20 protein-coding genes are annotated in these 22,057 nt (G+C 44.4%); 15 read left to right on the forward strand and 5 right to left on the reverse strand.

Features of this window, described 5'->3' with window-relative positions; translation table 11 throughout:
* Positions 1–22 precede the first annotated feature (22 nt).
* The 4 genes from sufD to sufB are packed head-to-tail and all read left to right on the forward strand — an operon-like array spanning position 23 to position 4,387.
* Positions 23–1,324, forward strand: coding sequence for a Fe-S cluster assembly protein SufD (gene sufD, locus NSQ66_RS08875; RefSeq protein WP_036684344.1), 1,302 nt, complete (start codon positions 23–25; stop codon positions 1,322–1,324).
* Positions 1,321–2,547: a cysteine desulfurase gene (locus NSQ66_RS08880; protein ID WP_036684342.1), complete on the forward strand. Its 1,227-nt coding sequence runs from the start codon at positions 1,321–1,323 to the stop codon at positions 2,545–2,547. The genes sufD and NSQ66_RS08880 overlap by 4 nt, the downstream gene beginning before the upstream one ends.
* Positions 2,534–2,965, forward strand: a complete 432-nt coding sequence (sufU, locus tag NSQ66_RS08885; protein WP_036684339.1) for a Fe-S cluster assembly sulfur transfer protein SufU — start codon at positions 2,534–2,536, stop codon at positions 2,963–2,965. Before NSQ66_RS08880 ends, sufU begins: the two co-directional genes overlap by 14 nt.
* A gap of 24 nt (positions 2,966–2,989) precedes the next feature.
* Complete coding sequence (gene sufB, locus NSQ66_RS08890) at positions 2,990–4,387, forward strand: Fe-S cluster assembly protein SufB (protein ID WP_036684335.1); 1,398 nt, start codon at positions 2,990–2,992, stop codon at positions 4,385–4,387.
* Between the two features lie 146 nt (positions 4,388–4,533).
* Here the strand turns inward: sufB and NSQ66_RS08895 are convergent, their stop codons facing one another.
* Positions 4,534–4,974 carry a hypothetical protein gene (locus tag NSQ66_RS08895; protein ID WP_076100027.1) on the reverse strand — a complete coding sequence of 147 codons (441 nt, stop codon included), beginning with the start codon at positions 4,972–4,974 and terminating at the stop codon, positions 4,534–4,536.
* A 96-nt stretch (positions 4,975–5,070) separates the two neighbouring features.
* Complete coding sequence (locus NSQ66_RS08900; protein WP_249267783.1) at positions 5,071–5,619, reverse strand: hypothetical protein; 549 nt, start codon at positions 5,617–5,619, stop codon at positions 5,071–5,073.
* A gap of 452 nt (positions 5,620–6,071) precedes the next feature.
* Here NSQ66_RS08900 and NSQ66_RS08905 point away from each other — a divergent pair, with 452 nt between their 5' ends.
* From NSQ66_RS08905 to NSQ66_RS08915, 3 genes are all read left to right on the forward strand, one after another.
* Positions 6,072–7,832, forward strand: coding sequence for an ABC transporter ATP-binding protein (locus tag NSQ66_RS08905; protein WP_036684103.1), 1,761 nt, complete (start codon positions 6,072–6,074; stop codon positions 7,830–7,832).
* A gap of 26 nt (positions 7,833–7,858) precedes the next feature.
* A complete protein-coding gene (locus tag NSQ66_RS08910) occupies positions 7,859–9,697 on the forward strand; it encodes an ABC transporter ATP-binding protein (RefSeq protein WP_036684176.1) in 1,839 nt (612 codons plus the stop codon).
* 192 nt (positions 9,698–9,889) lie between these two features.
* Positions 9,890–10,204 (forward strand): hypothetical protein, encoded by a 315-nt coding sequence (locus NSQ66_RS08915; RefSeq protein ID WP_076142315.1) that lies wholly within the window; start codon positions 9,890–9,892, stop codon positions 10,202–10,204.
* Between the two features lie 12 nt (positions 10,205–10,216).
* Here NSQ66_RS08915 and NSQ66_RS08920 read toward each other — a convergent pair whose 3' ends face one another.
* On the reverse strand, positions 10,217–10,465 hold the full coding sequence (locus NSQ66_RS08920; RefSeq protein ID WP_052096900.1) for a hypothetical protein: 249 nt from the start codon (positions 10,463–10,465) through the stop codon (positions 10,217–10,219).
* A gap of 353 nt (positions 10,466–10,818) precedes the next feature.
* Between NSQ66_RS08920 and NSQ66_RS08925 the strand changes: the two genes are divergently transcribed.
* Entirely contained in the window at positions 10,819–11,103 is a 285-nt protein-coding gene (locus NSQ66_RS08925) for a hypothetical protein (RefSeq protein WP_141118606.1), read from the forward strand.
* A gap of 37 nt (positions 11,104–11,140) precedes the next feature.
* Here NSQ66_RS08925 and NSQ66_RS08930 read toward each other — a convergent pair whose 3' ends face one another.
* A complete protein-coding gene (locus NSQ66_RS08930; protein WP_036684091.1) occupies positions 11,141–12,181 on the reverse strand; it encodes an HD-GYP domain-containing protein in 1,041 nt (346 codons plus the stop codon).
* A 77-nt stretch (positions 12,182–12,258) separates the two neighbouring features.
* Positions 12,259–12,972 carry a molybdenum cofactor biosynthesis protein MoaE gene (locus NSQ66_RS08935; RefSeq protein WP_036684088.1) on the reverse strand — a complete coding sequence of 238 codons (714 nt, stop codon included), beginning with the start codon at positions 12,970–12,972 and terminating at the stop codon, positions 12,259–12,261.
* A 137-nt stretch (positions 12,973–13,109) separates the two neighbouring features.
* On the opposite strand from NSQ66_RS08935, the gene NSQ66_RS08940 reads away from it, so the two are divergent.
* From NSQ66_RS08940 to NSQ66_RS08970, 7 genes are all read left to right on the forward strand, one after another.
* Positions 13,110–14,549, forward strand: coding sequence for a bifunctional UDP-sugar hydrolase/5'-nucleotidase (locus tag NSQ66_RS08940; RefSeq protein ID WP_076100023.1), 1,440 nt, complete (start codon positions 13,110–13,112; stop codon positions 14,547–14,549).
* 74 nt (positions 14,550–14,623) lie between these two features.
* Positions 14,624–15,451 (forward strand): undecaprenyl-diphosphate phosphatase, encoded by an 828-nt coding sequence (locus NSQ66_RS08945; protein ID WP_036684081.1) that lies wholly within the window; start codon positions 14,624–14,626, stop codon positions 15,449–15,451.
* 144 nt (positions 15,452–15,595) lie between these two features.
* Positions 15,596–16,705 (forward strand): HD-GYP domain-containing protein, encoded by a 1,110-nt coding sequence (locus tag NSQ66_RS08950; RefSeq protein WP_076100022.1) that lies wholly within the window; start codon positions 15,596–15,598, stop codon positions 16,703–16,705.
* A gap of 224 nt (positions 16,706–16,929) precedes the next feature.
* Positions 16,930–18,066 (forward strand): radical SAM/CxCxxxxC motif protein YfkAB, encoded by a 1,137-nt coding sequence (yfkAB, locus tag NSQ66_RS08955; protein WP_036684078.1) that lies wholly within the window; start codon positions 16,930–16,932, stop codon positions 18,064–18,066.
* A 20-nt stretch (positions 18,067–18,086) separates the two neighbouring features.
* Complete coding sequence (locus NSQ66_RS08960) at positions 18,087–19,445, forward strand: hemolysin family protein (protein ID WP_036684171.1); 1,359 nt, start codon at positions 18,087–18,089, stop codon at positions 19,443–19,445.
* Positions 19,446–19,609: 164 nt separating this feature from the next.
* The gene (locus NSQ66_RS08965; RefSeq protein ID WP_076100020.1) at positions 19,610–20,290 is read left to right on the forward strand and encodes a response regulator transcription factor; all 681 of its coding nucleotides are present in this window, start codon (positions 19,610–19,612) and stop codon (positions 20,288–20,290) included.
* Positions 20,287–22,041 carry a HAMP domain-containing sensor histidine kinase gene (locus NSQ66_RS08970; protein WP_076100019.1) on the forward strand — a complete coding sequence of 585 codons (1,755 nt, stop codon included), beginning with the start codon at positions 20,287–20,289 and terminating at the stop codon, positions 22,039–22,041. Before NSQ66_RS08965 ends, NSQ66_RS08970 begins: the two co-directional genes overlap by 4 nt.
* Positions 22,042–22,057 lie beyond the last annotated feature (16 nt).

Raw genomic sequence — 22,057 nt, forward strand, 5'->3', positions numbered from 1 at the left:
CGCCAGGAAGGAGGAGACCACTATGACGACACAGACCATTCTTCCGGTGGATGCCGAACGCTTGAGCGAATTATCGCACAGCAGCGGCGAACCGGGTTGGCTGAAAGAAAGCCGCTTGAAGGCACTAGAATTGGCAGCTACTCTGACACTGCCTAAATTAGAGAAGACACGGATTGATCGTTGGAATGTCAATAATTATGGTAGCTATAAAGCAAGTGAACCTTTTGCTTCGCTAAGTGATGCACCTGCATCTATTTCTTCCTTGATCAAGGATCAGGAGGAAGGCAGCCTGATTATTCAACGCAACTCTGGTGCAGTATATACACGTATCGCTCCTGAGCTTGCAGAACAGGGTGTTATTTTTACAGATCTACAGACAGCTGTTAAAGAACACGGAGATTTGGTTCAACGTTACCTGCATAAAGCCATTCAGCCAGACGAGCATTCTATCGCAGCGCTTCATGCTGCATTGTGGAATGGTGGAGTATTCCTCTATGTTCCTAAGAATGTTGTTATTGAAACTCCGCTTCAAGCAGTGCTGTTAACGGATGATGCGGAAGCTACTTTTGTTCCACACATTCTGGTCGTAGCTGATACTAACAGTTCCGTAACCTATGTAGACAACTACGTATCGGATAAAGAAGAAGCTGGACTACACAATGGTGCGGTAGAGGTATTCGTGGGCGCTGGCGCTAAAGTTCGTTATGCTACAGTGCATCAGCTTGGTGTAGATACTACAGATGTAACTTATCGCCGGGCTGTTGTTGAGAATGACGGAGTCATCGAATGGATCGTTGGTGAGATGAACTACGGAGATACTGCGAGTGATACCAAGTCTGTGCTTAAAGGCAACGGTTCTAGCTCCGACGCTAAAGTAATTGCAGTAGGTACGGGATCACAGAAACTGAATTACACCACTCAAGCTCAGCATTTTGGCAAAAGCACACCAAGTGATATGATCACTCGTGCAGTTATGCGTGATTCTGCTACTTCTATCATCAACGGAATCACCAAGATTGAGAAAGGTGCTACTAGAGCGGATGGCCAGCAAACGGAAAAAGTATTGATGCTGAGTCCAAAAGCCCGTGGTGACGCCAATCCGATCCTGCTTATTGATGAAGATGATGTTACAGCCGGCCATGCCGCTTCCGTAGGACAGGTCAATCACGAGCAAGTCTTTTACCTAATGTCCCGCGGAATTACACGGCATGATGCAGAGACTCTGATCATCTACGGCTTCTTGGCTCCTGTTGTGTCACAAATTCCACTGGAGGGACTGCGCAATCAGCTCCAATCTCTTGTGGAAAGGAAGTTAGTTCAATGATTAGCAACGCCATCCGGGAGCAATTTCCCATACTGAACCAAAATGTGAACGGACATCCACTAGTCTATCTGGACAGTGCTGCTACTTCACAGAAGCCTCGGAAAGTGATTGAGGCGGTCAAGTCGTATTATGAGTGGGATAACGCCAACGTACACCGTGGCGTCCATACTTTAGGCAGCCGAGCAACCGATGCCTACGAGGGAGCCCGGGAGAAGCTAGCTAAGTTTATTAACGCCCGCAGCACTAAAGAAATTATCTTTACACGCGGAACGACTACAGCATTAAATATTGTGGCCTCTTCTTACGGACCCTCTGCTGTGGGTGAAGGCGACGAAATCGTCATCACATTAATGGAGCATCATAGTAATCTGATTCCATGGCAGCAGCTCGCTAAGAAGACAGGTGCTACATTAAAATATATACCGTTGCAACCTGATGGAACGGTTACGTTGGAAGCTGCCGAGCAGACGATTACGGATAAAACCAAGATCGTTGCTATCGCTTATGTATCCAACGTTATGGGAGTAACTCATCCTATTAAAGAGCTTGCGGCTATTGCTCATCGTCATGGTGCAGTAATTGTCGTAGATGGTGCACAAAGCACACCACATATGAAGGTCGATGTGCAGGATCTGGATTGTGATTTCTATGCACTATCTGGTCATAAAATGCTTGCACCAACCGGAATTGGCGCTTTGTATGGCAAGAGAGCACTTCTCGAAGCCATGGAGCCCGTCGAATTCGGTGGCGAGATGATTGATGATGTGGGTCTTTATGAATCCACATGGAAAGAACTGCCTTGGAAGTTTGAAGGCGGTACGCCGATCATAGCTGGTGCTGTTGGTTTAGGTGCAGCCATTGATTTCTTACAAGAAATCGGATTGGATGAGATACACCGCCATGAGAAAGCTCTTGCAGCGTATGCAGAGCAACGTCTGTCAGAGATCGAGGGTCTGAACATTTATGGTCCTCGGAATCGTGAAGTCGGCGTTGTCACCTTTAATCTGGGTGACGTTCACCCGCATGATGTCGCTACAGTGCTAGATGCGGAAGGTATTGCCATCCGCGCTGGTCATCACTGCTGTCAGCCGCTGATGCGCTGGCTGGAAGCCAGCTCTACAGCACGTGCAAGCTTTTATCTGTATAATACTGAGCAGGATGTAGATCGACTGGTGGACGCTTTAATCAAGACAAAGGAGTACTTCAGCTATGAACTTGGATGACTTATACAGACGCGTAATTATGGATCATTATAAAAGTCCTCGAAATCGCGGTTCATTTGAAGATGATGCTCTAAAAATTGAACTGAATAACCCAACCTGTGGTGACCGTATTACTCTTCAGCTTAAGGTAGAGGATGGAATCGTAAAGGATGCCCGTTATAATGGTGAAGGCTGTTCGATCAGTATGTCGTCGGCTTCGATGATGACTGAGGCGATCAAAGGACAAACGGTTGAACGTGCGCTTGAACTGGCCGATAACTTCTCCTTACTGATGAAGGGTGAAGACGTGGATTTTGGAGATTACGAAGACATTGAAGCCCTTTCGGGTGTGAATAAATTCCCTGCACGGATCAAATGCGCAACACTGGCTTGGAACGCACTTCGTAAAGGAATTGACGAAGAAGAGCAACATAAATAACAGTAGAACAAGGAGGCTGACACCATGGCTAAGAAAGCGCCTGATATGGAAGAATACCAGTACGGGTTCCGTGATGAGCATAAGTCGATATTCCAGTCTGGTAAAGGTTTGACGGCCGAAATTGTTAAAGAAATTTCAGCGATCAAAAATGAACCACAGTGGATGCTTGACTTCCGCTTGAAATCTTTGGAGCAGTTCCGTAAAATGCCAATGCCTACATGGGGCGGCAATATGGATGATTTGGACTTCGAGGATATTCAATATTATGTAAGACCTTCAGAGAAGCAAGGGAAGACTTGGGAAGAAGTTCCTTCCGAAATCAAAGAAACCTTTGACAAGCTGGGGATTCCGGAAGCGGAACAGAAGTTCCTCGCCGGCGTATCGGCACAATATGAATCTGAGGTAGTCTATCACAGCATGCAGAAGAGCCTTGAAGATCAAGGGGTTATTTTTACAGATACCGACACTGCATTGCGTGAGCACCCAGAGCTTCTGAAAAAATATTTCGGGACGATCATCCCTCCAACCGATAATAAGTTTGCCGCACTTAACAGTGCAGTTTGGTCAGGCGGCAGCTTCATCTATGTTCCTAAAGGTGTGAAATGTGAAGTTCCTTTGCAGGCTTACTTCCGTATTAACTCCGAGAACATGGGACAATTCGAACGTACTTTGATCCTTGCTGATGAAGACAGCTTCGTGCACTACGTAGAAGGATGTACTGCTCCAATCTATAGCACGAACTCTCTGCACAGTGCGGTTGTTGAAATCTTGTGTATGAAGAACGCCCGCGTTCGTTATACCACAATCCAGAACTGGGCTCCAAACATCTACAACCTCGTTACCAAACGTGCGGTTGCAGAAGAGAATGCTACCATGGAATGGGTCGATGGTAACATCGGTTCCAAGCTGACCATGAAATATCCTGCGGTTGTTCTTAAAGGACGTGGTGCTAAAGGTTCAGTACTATCCATCGCGGTAGCAGGTAAAGACCAGCATCAGGATGCGGGTGCCAAGATGATCCATTTGGCTCCAGATACAACATCCACCATTGTATCGAAATCCATCAGTAAACATGGCGGTAAAGTAACTTACCGTGGTCTAGCTTCCTTCGGCCGTCAAGCAGAAGGTGCGAAATCGAACATTAAATGTGATACGCTGATTTTGGATAATGAGTCCACTTCGGATACTATTCCTTACAATGAAATCATGAACGATAACATCGTTCTTGAACATGAAGCAACCGTGTCTAAAGTTTCTGAGGAGCAACTGTTCTACCTGATGAGCCGTGGCCTCACAGAAGCTGAAGCGACTCAAATGATCATCATGGGCTTCATCGAGCCGTTCACAAAAGAACTGCCGATGGAATATGCGGTCGAAATGAACCGTCTGATCAAGTTCGAGATGGAAGGTTCAATCGGTTAATAAGAGCGCTTATGAATGGAGGCCCGTCCTCCTAACGTTTATATTTCTTCAAAGCATCCGTAGATATTTTTCTGCGGATGCTTTTTTATGGGCACAATTGAAAAAAATCCCCGAATGCTCCGGGGACTTACCTTTAATATTTTCAACTATCCATTTCCGGCAACGGCAATTCCACTGAAGGATCTGGCTCCCAGAGATGCCGTTCTAATCGCTGATGCTACAATGGTGTATTGAATCTGGCCGGTAAGCAAATCGGTCGAAGGCGGATAGTCGACAGCGGTGATTCCAACCATTTCATATTGGGTCGTTGTATTATTGATGTTTCCGGGGTACGTTGTACTAAAAATTAATATATTATTGCGGTAAATACTAAAAGTAACATCATTCTGAACTATAATGCTAACATCAACACTAAGTCTGGCAAAAGCATTCAATGTGACTCTCACTAAGCCTGCATTTGCAGGGGTAACTTTTACTGTCTGAAGTCCAATGTCACCGAAAATTGCACCTGAACGAACTAAATTAAGATTTTGCGCATCCATAGTGCTGCCCTGTGAAATCCGCATATCAAGAAACTGTATACTCATCCTATTCACCTAACCTCTCATTGTTGATTTTATATTTTATGAGAGAAAGAATAGAATGGCGCCAAATCATTGGCGGGGTTTTTTATATAGTAAAGGCTACTGTTTTGCCAGATCATTCACTTCTTTATTAAAAGCCTCTGAATATTGATTAAATTTACCTGCATCAAGTGTTAAGCTGTCATCGTTTGCTTTTGGAGGTGTCTCCTGGATCTGCTTATATAAAAGATCAATTTCTGGTGAAAGCTTGGCCCATATTTTCTTAATAGAATCATACTTAGTATCTAACTTGTTCATATATGTATCGTATTCTTTTTTCTCTTCCATGGCTTTGCCAAGCTGTTCGACCGTAAAGTCTATGTCCATGCTCGCTCCTGTACTGCTTGTACCACTTCTAGTGTATGAGATAACATCTACAAACCCTACATTCCAAATGTCGGCAATAACAAAATTGCTTATTTCTCTTAGCGTTTTTTCAGGTGAGGGTGCTGCTGTATCTGCTTTTGAGGAAATTTCCCCGAAATTAAACAAGTTTTTAGATTCGTTGATCGCTGTGTTTGCGTCCGTAGGGTTATTGTTATTTGTATTGCTACACCCTGAGAGAAGGATAATGGCGATAATACAATATAAAATAAGCTGCTTTTTCAATATAGTTCCCCTCCATAATATAAGTAAAAAGTGTTGTATTACTATATTACGGTAAATTGTGGTAAAAGTTTTACATCTGAGGCAAATTTAAGACGGCGAAAAAGTGAACTCTTCGAAACCCGGAATAAATTCCAATAATTATGCAAAAAACCGAATAAAGGTCCTCCTAATATTACACGATGATTACAATATTCATGTAGATTCTTCATTCATCAGGATTAAGGAGGAAACACGAGCATTTTAAGATAACGAGGGTCCTTTATATCATGTAGATGCTGCTTTTTTCCGAAATAACCGCAAAAACGCGCAATTCTCCCCTTTGCCGCATTAAATTATGGATGATACACTGCATAAAGTCACTAAATTGTAAGCGCTAAAAAAAGCTAGCTTACGATGTAACATTTGCTTTATACAAAAAAATGCTTACTAGGTAAGCCTTAAGGAGGAGAGATATGGATGTTCTCAGGCAACTGCGCGGTTATTATCGAGAGAAGCTGCATTTTCTGATTCTTTCGATTATATGTTTGGCCGCTGCAACTGCAGTGGGGCTGATTACCCCCAATTTGTTAAGAAAGCTGATCGATGATGTTATTGTGCCACTTAAGTTTACAGAGGTGCCAGTGCTCGCATTGAGCGTGTTAGCTGTAGTAATAGTAAAAGCATGCCTGCAGTTTGCACATGGATTTTTTGGAGGACGGCTAGGTAACTTTCTTGCATACCGGCTGCGTAATGCTTGTTATGAGAAGCTGCAATTCCTATCTTTCCGTTATTATGATACCGCGAAAACTGGGGATTTGATGTCCCGACTAACCGGAGATTTGGAAGCGATTCGTAACTTTATCGGTTTCGGTTTTGCTCAGTTGCTTAATGTCTTTTTTATGGTCATTTTTGGTTCGATTATGATGTTCTCACTCAATTGGCAGCTTACTCTAGTAACTTTGATTACGATGCCAATCCTGGCGTTTATTGCGCTAAAATTTGAGTCTAAGATTCACCCGGCCTTTCAAGAGATGCGCCTTGCGCTCAGTTCTCTGACTACGGCTGTACAGGAGAATATCACGGGTGTGCGCACCGTCAAATCGTTTGCGAGAGAGGCTCATGAAGTAGAGAAATTCTCGCACCGTAACGAACGTTATAAGAATAACCAGATTTTTGCTGCTGAGCTCTGGAGTAAGTTTTTTCCAGCGATGGAGTTTTTAGCATCGATCAGTGCAGCTATTCTGCTTGGAGTAGGCGGAACGTTAGTTATTAAGGGGAAAATGTCGCTGGGCGAACTGGTTGCTTTTTTCAGCTTAATTTGGTACATCATTGGACCGATTTGGGGTCTTGGATTCCATATTAATAACTATACACAGTCCAAAGCATCGGGAGAACGTGTATTGGAAGTACTTAATCAGAATATTGATGTGAAGGATAAAGAGAACGCCCGTGAACTGGTACCTTCTGAGGTTAAGGGAGATGTAGCGTTTAATCACGTCACATTTGCTTATGGAAACAAAATGCCTGCGGTTACAGACATTGATTTTGAGGCTAAATCTGGTGCGGTTATAGGGTTCCTTGGAGGAACGGGCTCTGGTAAATCGACCATTACACAGCTGATGATGCGTGCTTATGACGTTAATGAAGGCAGCATCACACTGGATGGGATGGACATCAGAGAATACAATGTTCGCAGCTTGCGTTCACAGATCGCGACGGTCTTTCAGGAGACCTTCCTGTTCTCCTCCTCAATTCGCAACAACATCTCCTATGGGTTGAAAAATGTAAGCATGGAAGAAATTATCCGAGCTGCACAACTTGCCAAAGCCCATGATTTCATCATGGAGATGGAAGATGGTTATGACACTGTGGTGGGTGAGCGCGGAATGGGTCTTTCCGGTGGACAAAAGCAACGGATTGCCATCGCTAGAGCCCTGCTTAAGAATCCGCGGATTCTTATCCTCGATGATGCGACCAGCGCTGTCGATATGGAGACGGAGCACGAGATTCAAGCCGGATTCCAAGAGGTCATGAAGGGGCGCACTACACTTATTATTGCCCATCGGATCTCCTCCTTGCGCCATGCGGATCAGATTATCGTCATGAACGAAGGTCATGTACAGCAGCGTGGTACCCATAAAGAGCTAATTGAAGTGCCGGGTCCTTATCAGGATGTATACCGGATACAGTATGCTGATTATCTGGCCAGAGCGACCGGAAGAGGGGAGGAGTGAGGCATATGAAACTTGAAGCCAAACCAATGACCGCTACGGGAGCAAAAAATAAAGCAGCCGAGCAGCAAGAGCTGGATGAACGTTTTGTATATAAAGATGATGATGTCATCGATAAGGCTTTTGACTGGAAGCAATTCACCAGACTGTTCGGGTACATGAAGCCTTATGCAAAGCAGATGCTTCCATTGGTGTCCATCATGATGATTCTGGGAACTATCACGAAGTTGACCGTCCCGTTCCTAACAAGTTTAGCCATTGACCGTGCGATTGCGCCAAAGGTGGGGAATCCCAGCTTATCTCTGCTATATTCGCTTACAGCAGGGGTAATCGTCTTATATCTGATTCAATGGATTGCGGGAGTATACCGGATTAAATACACGAACATCATAGGCCAAAGAGTGATTTATGATTTGCGCTCAGATTTGTTCAAGCATATTCAGAAGCTCTCCTTTAACTTCTTTGATAAACGTCCGGCAGGTTCGGTATTAGTGCGGGTAACCAATGATATCAACTCTTTGCAGGATTTGTTCACAAACGGGGTTGTCAATCTGATGATCGACTGCGTGCAGCTTATGGGGATTACCATTATTCTGCTAGTGATCAACTGGAAGCTAGGTCTTGCAGTAATGGTTACGGTTCCGATTATGTTCTTTGTTTCAACTAAGCTGCGCCAAAAGATTCGGATCGCTTGGCAGGATGTGCGGATGAAGAACTCCAGAATTAATTCTCATTTAAATGAATCGATTCAGGGAATCAGAGTCACACAAGCCTACACCCAAGAACAAGAAAATATGAATTATTTCGATGTTATGAATACCGACAGCAAAAAATCCTGGAACAAAGCCTCTGCGATGAACCAGGCGTTCGGTCCGATTATTGAGGTCACAGGTGGTTTTGGGACAATGATCCTCTTTTGGCTGGGGGCTTATCTGATCCAATCTGGAGAACTCACAGTAGGTATGCTGGTAGCATTCAGTTCTTATGTCAGCAACTTCTGGGACCCGATTAATCGCCTTGGGCAGATGTACAATCAGCTGCTTGTGGCAATGGCTTCCTCGGAACGGATCTTTGAATATTTGGATGAGCAACCTGCGGTTCAAGATAATCCTGGTGCTAAGCCAATGGGAACGATTCGTGGGGATATTAACTTTGAGAAGGTCATTTTTGAATATGAAAAAGGCCGGGCTGCATTAAAAGGTATTGATCTGGATGTAAAAGCAGGACAGTCGATCGCGCTCGTAGGTCATACAGGTTCTGGTAAAAGTACGATCATTAACCTGATTGGCCGGTTTTATGATATCAAAAGCGGCCGAATCACGATAGACGGTGAAGATATCCGCGGGGTTACGTTAGACAGCCTGCGAAGGCAGATCGGAATCGTGCTGCAAGATACCTTTATTTTCTCGGGAACGATTCGGGATAATATCCGTTTTGGCCGTCTGGAGGCTACAGATGAAGAAGTGGAAAATGCTGCAAAAGCCGTGGATGCCCACGACTTCATCATGAAGCTGCCCGGTGGGTATGAGACAGAGGTGGAAGAGCGCGGCAGCGCGTTGTCGATGGGACAACGTCAGCTTCTCTCCTTCGCCCGGGCGCTCTTGGCAAATCCGCGTATTCTAATCCTGGATGAGGCAACTGCCAGCATTGATACGGAGACAGAGCTGAAGATCCAGGAGGCACTCAAAATCCTGCTTCAAGGCCGAACCTCCTTTATCGTAGCGCACAGACTTTCTACCATCCGCCATGCGGATAAAATAGTCGTCCTCGATCACGGAGAGATAAAAGAAGAAGGAAACCATCATGAGTTGACATCCCGTGATGGGGTATACAACGGTCTGATCGAAGCGCAATTCCGCTTCCTATAGACCGACAGAACGGAACAGAACAGAACAGAACAACAGCTCATTCCCGTTGCTTAGGCAACTGCGGTGTGGGCTGTTTTTTATAGGGATATAGAATGTAGAGATTAATGGGTCCGGGGTTAGAACAGGCAGACCAGAGTAGAGTGGAATATGGCATATAGGTATTACGGGACAAGGCAAAGGAAGAACGGCAGAATGGAAGAACAGCAGAACAGCAGAACAGCAGAACAGCAGAACAGCAGAACAGCAGAACAGGGGAACGGCAGAACGGCAGAATGGAAGAACGGCAGAACGGAAGAACGGAAGAACGGAAGAACGGCAGAATGGAAGAACGGAAGAACGGAAGCACGGAAGCACGGAAGCACGGAAGAACGGCAGAATGGAAGATTGGAAGAACGGCAGAACGGCAGAATGTCAGAATGGAAGAACGGCAGAACGGCAGAACGGCAGAACGGCAAATGGCAGAACAGCAGAACGGCAAAACAGCAGAACATAATACAGCAGGGTTAGATTTCTATTCAGTTACTTAGGACGTTTGGATACCCTGCCCGTCACACGCAGCTCAAACATTTGTGCACAAATATCTTGATGCCATTGTAGATCAGCTGTCTGTTCCGCTAATTGGATTTCATTTTGCAATCGGGCCATCTCATAGCAGTAGGTAGCGTTTATTTGCAGGCACTGCTGTTGTTCCGTTTCCTCAGCAGCAGTAAGCTGCCGTCTACGGCTCAGGGTGAACAACTCGGCAAGGCGTTCATGGACAGGAAGCATGCTTTTTTCCTCCTACAGCAATTTAAAACCACATATTAGTTTCGCCATGAGAAGAGAAATTCAAACGTTACGTCAGATAATTAAATTGAGGGGCCTTACTATGTTGAGGGTAGGAGGAACTATCTTCGAAGTCAGAAGGAAACAAGTAGAGGTGAAAATCGAGGGAAGTTTAGGAGTAATCAGGAAACGAATCGTTTAGTTGCAGTTTGTACAATAGTAACCGCCATTCTCGTTATAAAAATACTGTTAATTGCACTTTGTGCAGCTATTTTCGAGAAATGTGCTTATTAAGGGCATTTTCCTTAATTCTAGTTGCACAAAGTACAACTAAATCAGAAATCGGCTCGCTAGACGTGGATTTAGTTGCACAAAGTACAACTAAATCAGAAATCGGCTCGCTAGACATGAATTTTGTTGCACAAAGTACAACTAAATCACAATTCAGCTCGTTAGACGTGGATACTGTTGCACAAAGTACAACTAAATCACAATTCAGCTCGTTAGACGTGGATACTGTTGCACAAAGTACAACAAAATCAGAAGTCAGCCTGGTAGACATGAATTTTGTTGCACAAAGTACAACAAAAAAATCCCCCGTAGTCAAACCGGGGGATTTAGTGTACAAACAGCAGCTCTGAACCTTTTGCTAAGCAACGCAGGACCTCAAGAAACGCCCTAGTCCATGTAGATTTCCACAATCGTAACGTTACGTTCGCGGGCTAGATCGACAAATAATCCATCGATCTTTACCAGCGGACGGAAAATATCAACCGGGTTGTTCATGATAATCACACCTGTATCCCCCGTGTTCAGTAATACTCGCTTGCCGATAAAGTTAGGCATTAAATGCTGTATAAAGGCTTGAACCGTTCTACCGTTCAGCTTACCAAAGCTGAGGTCATTTAGTTCACGTAGGACAGAAATAAGCTCTTGCTTGGACTGATAGACGCGTTTAGAAGTCATCGCACTATAGATGTCAGCTACAGCAGCAATTTGCGCATAAGGATGAATATCGGATTTGGTTAGCTTATTAGGATAGCCAGAGCCGTCCTCACGTTCATGATGCTGCAAGGCTGCCAAGGCTGTATGTGAGTCATCCATAGAATTGCGGATAATTTCGTAGCCGTACTTAGTATGTAGTTTAACTTCTTCGAATTCTTCCGCGGTTAATTTCCCAGGCTTATTTAATAGTGCAGGTGAGATTCTACATTTTCCAATATCAATTAAATATCCAGCTCGTCCAATCTCATAGCATTCTTGTTTGGAATACCCAAGCCAGATTGCAATATAATAAGAGAGCATACCTACCTGCAAAGAGTGATTGTAGGTATAATTATCTTCGCGATCGAGCAGAAGCAGCAGGGAGACTACATCCTTTTGCTTGTCCAACGATTGAAGCGAAGGCTGAAGAATGTCGTTAACCACGGATTGGTTAAAGCTTCCTTTTAATAGTGCTTCCATATAAAGATTCTCAAAGCCGTCAATCATGGTATCAAAACTAGTGGTCACCGTCTGAATAATTGAAGGTCTGCTTAATGGGGCAGGTTCTTCCACTAACGTCTGGATATCAACATAATCAACTCCATGCTGCATCAGCTTGGCGATATCATCTATCTGGAGCAGCGATCCCTTTGGTAATACATGCAGACCTCTTGAACTATAAGCGTCTGAGTTGAGGTGATTACCAGGTTTTAGATCCGAGACGTGTACTCTCAATGCCTATGCCACCTTTTATCCGATTTTATCCAGAATATCAACAAAGTGCAGATTTTTCAATGAAAAAGGAGTGAAGATTAATTGTGGAGGGAATCGGCAGCCTTTTGTTCAGAGCCTACCCAGTGCTGGCCTGATTCATTGATGTCTTTTTTCCAGATAGGGACGGTCTGTTTCAGCAGTTCAATGGCCAGACGACTAGCCTCGTAACAGGTATCGCGATGAGGGGTAGAGACGGCAATGATAACGCTTGCTTCCTTCAGGCCTACAAGCCCAATGCGGTGGGAAATCGCGCAGCGTGCATTCCAGCGATTCTGCACCTCGTCACCAATTTCTTTCAGCTTGCTTAAGGCCATAGGAATATAGGCTTCATAGTCTAATGCTGTTGTACGTAGTTCTCCGGTCATTTCGCGTGTAGTTCCTACAAATAATAGGGATGCTCCATGATTGGCGTCGAGGACGGCATCCAGAAGCTTCTCAGCATTTAAAGGCAGATCCGTTATGCTATAGAGGCCGTCAGAAGTGCTTTCATATAAAGAACCATTCTCTCCACCGGAAACGGGAGGGATTAATGCAACTTCGGCAGACTCGGTGATGAGGGCTTCATCAGGTGCATATTCCCGGTCAATGGCGACCAAAGAAGTTCCAATTAGGGATGCTGCATCCGGATAAGAGGTTGAAAGGAGTTCTTTTAACTTCCCAGCGGTTAAGGGATTCTCTGTCGCATGAAAGGTCAGAGAAGATGAGCCGATAATCTCAGCCAAACCCGCGAACAGACGGATTGTGATATGCATACTTATTCACCTCTGAAATATGTTGTAATGTCTACAATATACCATAATGAGCCTGAAAATGTTATGCTAGGCTCTATAAGATCATGCATCGGCTGCTTCATTTAAGAGCGGCTCAACAGGTAGGAGGAATGTTGCTAATGGGGCATGTGCCGCAAAGACTGACCATACTTCATACCAATGATATACATAGCCATTTCGAAATGGTGAGTCCATTGGCAGCAGAAATCGGGAGACAAAGAGCTGCAGCGGGGGAAGAGCCTGTGCTGTTGCTGGATATTGGCGATCATATGGATCGTGCAGCCGTCGAGACAGAAGGAACTATGGGTCAGGCTAACATCGATGTACTTAACTTAACAGGATATGATGCTGTAACCATCGGTAATAATGAGGGGTTAACATTCTCACAGGAGATGTTATCCTCTATTTTCTCCGGGTTACAGTGCCCAGTGGTATGCTGTAATTTTGTGGAGACTGCAACAGGGGAACCTCCCCACTGGATGAAGCGTCATGCCATCTTGGAGAAGGATGGAATCAGAATAGGAATAACTGGAGCGACAGCAGCATTTAGTTCGTTCTATTCCTTGCTGGGCTGGGATGCCCTGGATCCCGAGACAACCCTTCGGGAACAATGCCTTCTTTTAGCTCCCCAGGTGGATATTCTAATCATCCTTTCTCATTTGGGGCTTCCCGCAGATCGAATTCTGGCAGAGCGGCTGGAAGGTGTGCATGCTATTCTTGGTGGACATACGCATCATATGCTGGAAGAGCCGCTCATGATTAACGGAACAGCTGTATGTGGAGCGGGGAAATTCGGGCGTTACCTCGGGCGGCTTCAATTTGAGCGGAGAGAGGGACAAACTGGATTCAGTCTGGTGGTAGGTGAATGTATTCCGATTGACCCAGAACTGAAGGAAGAGGTTGTAGGTCCTGCCGCTACTATTCATTTGGAGCGTGGTCGTGAGGCTCTTCAGCAGACCGTTGCGATCACAGATCGTGAGCTTCCTTTGAATTTGCAGGGAGAATCCCCTTTTGGCAATCTTTTAGCCCAAGCTGTACGTAGATTTACAGGCGCCAGTTTGTCGATAGTTAACACAGGTCAGCTTCTAGGACCTTTGCCTGAAGGGGAGGTTACAACGGGAATGCTGCACGCCCTATGTCCTTCTCCCATTAATACCTGCGTAATCAAGCTGAAAGGCCTAGATATTCGCATAGCTTTGGAGCAGAGTCTTACGGAAGAATTTTATAATAAGGTGATTTTTGGGTATGGCTTTCGCGGGAATTATCTGGGCAGCTTAGCAGTAGATGGGATAAAAATCTTGTACGATCCGCAGCAGATACCGTATGATAACAATATTGCAGTTTTTGTCGAAGGAAATCCGCTGGAGGATGATAAAGAGTATAATGTTGGTACGCTGGACATGTTTACTTTCCGTGCAGGCTATGAGACGATCGCCAATGGGAAGGATCCTTTATTTTTGCTGCCTCATTTTTTACGCGACCTGCTTGGGATGGAATTGCAGCGCCCGGACAGTCTTGATGAATGCATGCTCACTCGCTGGCAGATCAAGTCTGAGTAAACCTGCAGCTTACAAGATTTACTTTTTGATTCCATTTAGACAGTGCTAGATTCCCAAAAAAATAGGAGGAAATTATGGACACGATTACAGCTATTATTTTAGCAATTGTCGAAGGGATCACTGAATTTATTCCTGTTTCTTCTACAGGACACATGATTTTGACCTCGAAGCTTCTGGGCTTTGATGAGCAGGATTCGATTATGAAGACTTATGAAATCGTTATTCAGCTAGGGGCAATATTGGCGATTGCGCTTGTTTACCGCGAGCGTGTGCTTAATTTGCTGGGCATTGGGCGTAAGAACTCAGGAAGAGGCGGTGTGATGCCGGCGTCTCGTTTGAACTTAATCCATGTAATACTTGGGATTGCCCCAGCACTAGCTGTGGCATTTTTTGCCCGCGATTTTATAAAAAGTCTCTTTGGGGCCACGACTGTTCTTTGGGCGCTTGTCGCCGGAGGGATTCTAATGATTATCGCAGAATGGGTAAATAGACGCAAAATTAGAGTTACAGCGCATGAGCTAGACGATCTTTCCTACGGACAGGCGCTGGCTATCGGGATGTATCAGATTATTTCAGTGCTTTGGCCAGGATTTTCCCGTTCGGGATCTACGATCTCCGGAGGGATGTTAAGTGGAGTTAGTTATAAAGCTTCTGCGGATTTCTCCTTCCTTATAGCCATTCCTATTATGTGTGCGGCTTCCGGATATGAACTGTTGGATTCTTATAAGAACTTCACTAGTGAGACGATTGGCTATTTTGTAATTGGATTTCTGATTTCTTTTGTAGTGGCTTATGTAGTGGTCATTTTGTTTATGAAATTGATTCAAAAGATTAGATTGACGCATTTCGCGATCTACAGATTTATTCTTGCTGCTATATTCTGGTTGTTTATTATGCGTTAATGCCCATAGGCAAAGACCTAGACACACCCGATGTTCTTCATGGTGCACCTGTCTGATCTCTACATAAACGGTATAGACAAAGCGTGTGACCCAAGGATTTCAAAACAGAATAGCATTTTACCGTTAAAGGCAGGAGTGAGCTAAGTGCGTTTAGTATCCGTGAATCAGCTTCAAGCAGGCATGAAATTAGGTAAAAAAATATATAATGATGAAGGTCTAACTCTCCTCGCGGATGGGGTGGAGCTTACTGATGCGTTGATCAAGAGGCTTGCAAGAATTGACATCGGTTATATTTACATAGAGGACTCTGTCACGGACGATGTTGAAATTATAGGTATGCTTCAAGATGAGACGCGCAATCAGGCACTGAAGGTGATTCGTAATCAGTTTCAGCAAATGACAGGCGCTTCAGGAATAAGTAAGGGATTCTACCATCTGGATAAAAAATTCTCAAAAATCATGGATAGCATCCTGGATGATTTGTCTTTACAAGAAGATCCGATGATCATGCTGCTTGATATGCACACTGCTGATAACTACTTGTACGTCCATTCCCTGAACGTCTGCTTGTACACTTTGGTGCTTGGCATTGCGCATGGGTACAGCAAAGAGGAGCTTCGAGTGATTGGTCTGGGTGCGCTGCTGCATGATATTGGCAAGACCCAAGTCCCGATAAAAATCATTCAAAAACCCGGCAAGCTCAGTGAAGATGAATTTCGCCATATGCAGGCACACACCGAGATCGGGTATCAGATTCTCAAGGAAGAACCGAATATCCCGCTGCTCGCGGCTCATTGTGCGCTTCAGCATCATGAACGCATTGACGGATCCGGATATCCGCGGGGATTAAAAGGACCTCAAATTCATGAATATGCCAAATGGTTGGGCGTGGCTGATTCCTACGATGCTATGACCTCCAACCGGGTCTACAAAAAGGCTATGCTGCCACATCAAGCCGTTGAGGCGCTTTATGTAGGTTCCGGTACATTGTATGAGCAGAAGCAGCTAGAGTTATTTAGAGATCGTGTGGCTATCTATCCACTTGGTCTTACGGTGAAGCTCAGTACGGGTGAAAGTGGAGTTGTTGTCAAAATAGATCCAAGTACGCCTCACAGACCGATCGTACGTGTGCTTACAGGGCCTGAAGGAGAGAAAGTCGTACCGTTCGAAAGGGATCTAGGAAAAGCCCTCTCCGTTGTTATCGTTGACGTCGCAGATCAAGGCGATTCTGTGGGAACGCCAAAATATTTATAATAGCAGCGAAGAGAGAAGAATAGGCTTGTCCGCATAACTCGCGGAAGCCTATTCTTCGTCTCGCTGCTATTATTTTTTACAGTGAGAAAGCTTGTGAGGACAGTCCGAAAGACATCCGAAGTGCAGTTTTTCTGACTAACGTGGTATGATATAGGATAAGACACCGTTCAATCTTCATGATTATGGGTTAATAATAGGAATAAGATTTAAAGGAGCTAGTACAAATGAATGTTTTAAGACCATTAACATCTTCACCGAAGGAGCTGTCGCCAAGCTACGATCCATGGGATCCCATTACTTCTTTACGCAAGCATGGACGCCATGTGCTAACGAGTGTGGAATTTACAGTAACCAATTTATGTAATATGCGGTGTGAACACTGTGCGGTAGGTGATAGTTTAACCTCTAGAGAAGGGGATATGCTGCCGCTTAAAAATATGTTGGACCGTTTAGATGAAGTAGAGCATCTGGAGACTATTAGTATTACTGGCGGAGAGCCTATGTTTTTGGCCGGAACGGTGGATAATATCATAGTGCCGCTCTTAAAGTATGCCAAAGAGCGGGGGATTAGATCGCAAATTAATTCTAATCTGACGATGCCGTATGCTCGATATGAAAAGCTGCTTCCGTATTTGGACGTTATGCATATTTCTTTTAATTATGTGAACGGAGACGATTTTCATGAAGTTGGTTTTGCCAACAGCGGGCATGCTGTTTCAAAGGAAAGTGCATATCGGTTATATAATGCAATGATTGAGAATTCTCGACGGCTAAGTGAGGATGGTATGCTAATTTCTGCGGAAACTATGATTAATTACCGTACACATACTAAGCTACCTGAAATTCATAAGTTGATTCTCGATATGGGCGCCAAACGGCATGAGGTACATCCTATGTACAACTCCAGCTTTGCTTCGGCGTTGCCAGTGTTGTCCTTGAATGAAATGCGGACGGCAATCCATAAACTACTGGATACCCGTGATCCGGAGATTTGGATGCTGTTTGGGACCCTTCCGTTTTTTGCTTGCAGCTTCCTGGAAGAAGACCAGAAGCTGATAAGCAGAATGCGCGCCGAGAAGAATGTTACCCTTCGCAATGATCCGGATGGCCGGAATCGAGTGAACGTAAACATGTTTACGGGCGATGTTTTTGTTACAGATTTCGCTGATATCGCAGCCTTTGGCAACATCGAGAACCAAAAGCTGGATGATATATTTATCGATTGGCAGACTAAACACCCGCTGAACCAAAAGGTGAACTGCCACTGCGATGCAGCAGGCTGCTGCGGACCTAATCTGTTAGTGGCGGATATGTATTATCCGGAAGTTGACTTCAAAACTAGAAAAGCGATCAATCTGTAGAAATGAGGCGTTGTTAAGTGGTGCATACGGAATTTGAAGTAGGGAGATTATTGCTTAATCTTTTGCTGGTTCTGGTGCTCGTATTATTGAACGGTATTTTTGTAGCAGCGGAATTTTCATTAGTTAAGGTCAGGCAGTCCCGCCTGACCCAACTTGTCAGTGAAGGTAATAAAATGGCTGGATATGCTCTGAAAGTAAATAAGAGACTGGACTCCTATTTATCCGCCACTCAGTTTGGGATAACACTTGCATCGCTGGGCTTAGGTTGGGTTGGAGAGCCCGCGATTTCTGAGCTGTTGGTCGAACCTTTAATGTACCAGATGGGGATCACCGATCATACCCTGATTTCTACTGTATCTGTGATTATTGGATTTTCGATCATTACATTTTTACATATTGTACTTGGGGAGCTTGCTCCTAAATCGCTTGCGATTCAAAGAACAGAAGGTTCGGCACTGTTGTTATCTGCACCCCTGATGTTCTTCTATAATGTGTTCATGCCTTTTATCTGGGTGCTGAATGCTTCAGCCAATGCGTTACTTCGGTTAGTCGGTGTGGAGCCTGCAAATGAAAGTGAAGCAGCACACTCGGAAGAGGAAATACGTATTCTGATGAATCAGAGCGCCAAGAGTGGCGTCATTGACAAAGATGAGATGAAACTAATGGATAATATCTTTGAATTCTCAGATCTGCTTGCACGTGAAGTCATGCTGCCTCGTACAGATATGGATGTGCTTTACAGCAATCTTTCGTTAGAAGAAAATATGAAGATTATTACCGAAACGAGACATTCACGTTATCCGGTTGCTCTGGAAGATAAGGACCGTATTATCGGATTTATTCATATTACCGACCTGTTGTTTGCTCCACCGGAGCAGCAGAATGATCTTACAACTCTGGTTCGGCCTATCCTTAACGTTCCGGAATCGATGGAGATCAGTCATACTCTTCGTTTTATGCAGAAGAATAAGGCGCAGCTAACGTTGGTTGTCGATGAATATGGCGGCACAGCAGGTTTGTTGACAGCAGAAGAGATTCTGGAAGAAATCGTAGGAGATCTGCATGACGAGTTCGAAGATGAGCGTCCAAGTGTGGAACATAACGGGGAGTATATCTCTGTTGAGGGCCGGATGCTGATTGAGGATGTCAACGATCTTACGGGTGTTGTGATTGAAGATGATGAGGTGGATTCCATCGGCGGCTGGTTGTTTAAGGAGCTGGAGGGTAATCCAACCAAAGGAAAACGTGTCAAAGTTGAAGATGTTATTTTTGAAGTCGAGGAATCGACAAGATTGCGTATCACTAGAATTAATATCCACCGGGAACCCCGTGTTGAGGATGAAGAAACCTCATCAAAATTGGACGAGGATAAAGAATAATCTATTAAAGATTGTAACGTATTGTTCCGGTTTATCAGGGATATAATGAACTCCTCCTGTAAGAGCTTTATGGCTCACGACAGGGGGAGTTTTTTGTGGACACATAAAGGACATAACGCTCGTCTATGCTAATGTTTATAAATTGTTTGAAAGCGGGGTCTAGATTGAAAAAGAAACTTCTTCTCGTTGAGGATGAAATTCGTATTCGTGAACTGGTATCTGATTATTTCTTACAGAATGATTGGGAAGTACTTGAAGCGGATAATGGAAGAGATGCATTGGTTTGGTTTGATTCACTGTTGCCGGATCTGCTGATTCTGGATATCATGATGCCTGCTATGAATGGCTTTGAAGTGTGCCGTGAAGTTCGTGAGAAATCAGCGGTACCCATCATTTTGTTAACCGCCAAGTCTACAGATGACGACAAAATCTATGGATTTGAATTAGGAGCCGATGATTATGTTACAAAACCATTTAGTCCAAAGGTGCTGGTAGCCCGGGCAAATGCACTCATGAAGCGGGTTGAAGGCACCCATCAGCCTGAATCTGGCATAATAAAATTTGGTTCCGCGATGTTTAATACCTTAGCTCATCGGTTGGAGGTAGAAGATGCGGAAGTGGAGCTTACCCCTAAGGAATATGATCTTTTATGGCTTTTAATACGAAATAAAGGGATTGTCATTTCAAGGGATACGATCCTCAGTCGGATCTGGGGAATTGAATTTGAAGGAGATTCCAGAGTTGTGGACAGTCATATTAAAAAGCTGCGAAGTAAATTGGGTTATGAATCACGTTTTATTCGTACGGTAATTGGCACAGGATACATGTTCGAGGAAGAGGCATGAGAAGACGGGGAATTACTTTTAAACTGTTTGTGATGACCGTTATCTTTTTCCTTTGCTTCTATGGCATGGTGATTCTAAGCCAATTGCTGTTGTTTGACAATTTCTATCAGAAGCAAAAAGAGCACCGCGTGGAGAAACACCTTAAGAGCTTTGCGGCAAGATATATAAGTGAGCCATGGGGAAGCACTCGAACCTCTCAGGAGCTTGTCCGGTTTATGCTGCGGAATAAAACACAAATGGTTATTTTGAAGCTGGATGGAAAGATGAATTCAGAAGATCCATTTCATATAAAGCTAATCGATGATGACGGGAAGAGTATGGTTGTTTCTTTATCCCTATTCATGAATCAGTACGGAGATTCACTGAGAGCAGCAAACATTAAAGTAGATGATCAGTTGAGCGTGGAAGGCGAACTTTTGGACGAAGACAGTGCTTCACCCGTTATACTCTACCCCATAAGCATTACAAAAAAAGGGGGCGGAACAATAGGGGAGACGGGAGAGACTGGGACGATTCATGCATCTGGTACTGTTGCCGAAGTTGTACTGCCTGATTTGAAAATATGGAATCCACGCCAGGGAATACTGTTTGAGGCTCTAGAGGAATGGTTTCCTTTGACACCGGCGCAGGCAGAAGACTTCAAAAATTTGAAAATACAGAAGCAAGACTGGATTGCTCCCTGGAGTGGGAGTCGCAATTCTGTGGTTATTCTGCCCCTGAAGCAAAGTAACGGAGAAATTGAATTACTATTCACAGTCACTTCATTACAGGAAGTTAAGGATTCGAACGATGCGTTGCGTTGGTTCTTTTTATATCTGGGAATGGGTGGTTTTGTCCTGATTCTGGTGCTTTCTCTCTTTTTCTCGAAAATGGTAACGCGTCCGCTAATTAAATTAAATAACATAGCCAAACGTATGGTTTCTCTGGATTTTACAGGGGACACATCGATTCGGCAGAAGGATGAGTTAGGCAGCCTTTCTAACAGCATGTTCACCTTATCACTAAGTCTGGATTCTGCTTTACGAGAGTTAAGAGAGGCCAATCAGCAGCTAGTTGAGGATATGGAGCAGAAACAAAGAATGGAGATCATGCAGCAGGACTTTTTTGCCAACGCCTCCCATGAATTGAAGACACCACTCAGTATTATCAAAGGTTTTGCTGAAGGCTTGGAAGATGGCGTTAGCGCCGGCAAGCAGGATCACTACATTAAGGTAATTATTGAGGAAGCCGATAAAATGGAGTTTCTTGTTAAAAATATGCTAGATCTAGCGCGGTTGGAGTCGGGCACGATTAAACTTCGGAAAACTTCCTTTATGTTAAGTGAACTGACGGAAAAGGTGACGGACAAGCTGGTCCACTTGCTGAGTGAAAAACATTTGGAAGTCATCATTATTCCTGCAAATGAATTACCGGTCTATGCGGATGTGAACTGGATCGAACAAGTTATGCTAAATTTTATGACCAATGCTATCAGGCATGCGGAAGAAAGAAGTTCTATCACCGTCAATATTGAGAGTCATGCCCAGACTATTGTATTCACTATTCAAAATATAGGAGAATCAATCCCTGAAGATCAGCTGGAGCAGATCTGGGAGCGGTTCTATCGGTTGGAGCCATCCCGCAGTCGAATGACAGGCGGTACGGGTCTGGGGCTTTCCATTGCGAAGCGAATACTAGATATGCACGCTTGTCTTTATACAGTGAAAAATACGGAGAACGGTGTCAGCTTTACTGTGACCTTTGTAGGTTAAATCGGATCAACAGAAA

Source organism: Paenibacillus sp. FSL H3-0329 (assembly GCF_037963285.1).
GTDB lineage: Bacteria > Bacillota > Bacilli > Paenibacillales > Paenibacillaceae > Paenibacillus_AQ > Paenibacillus_AQ odorifer.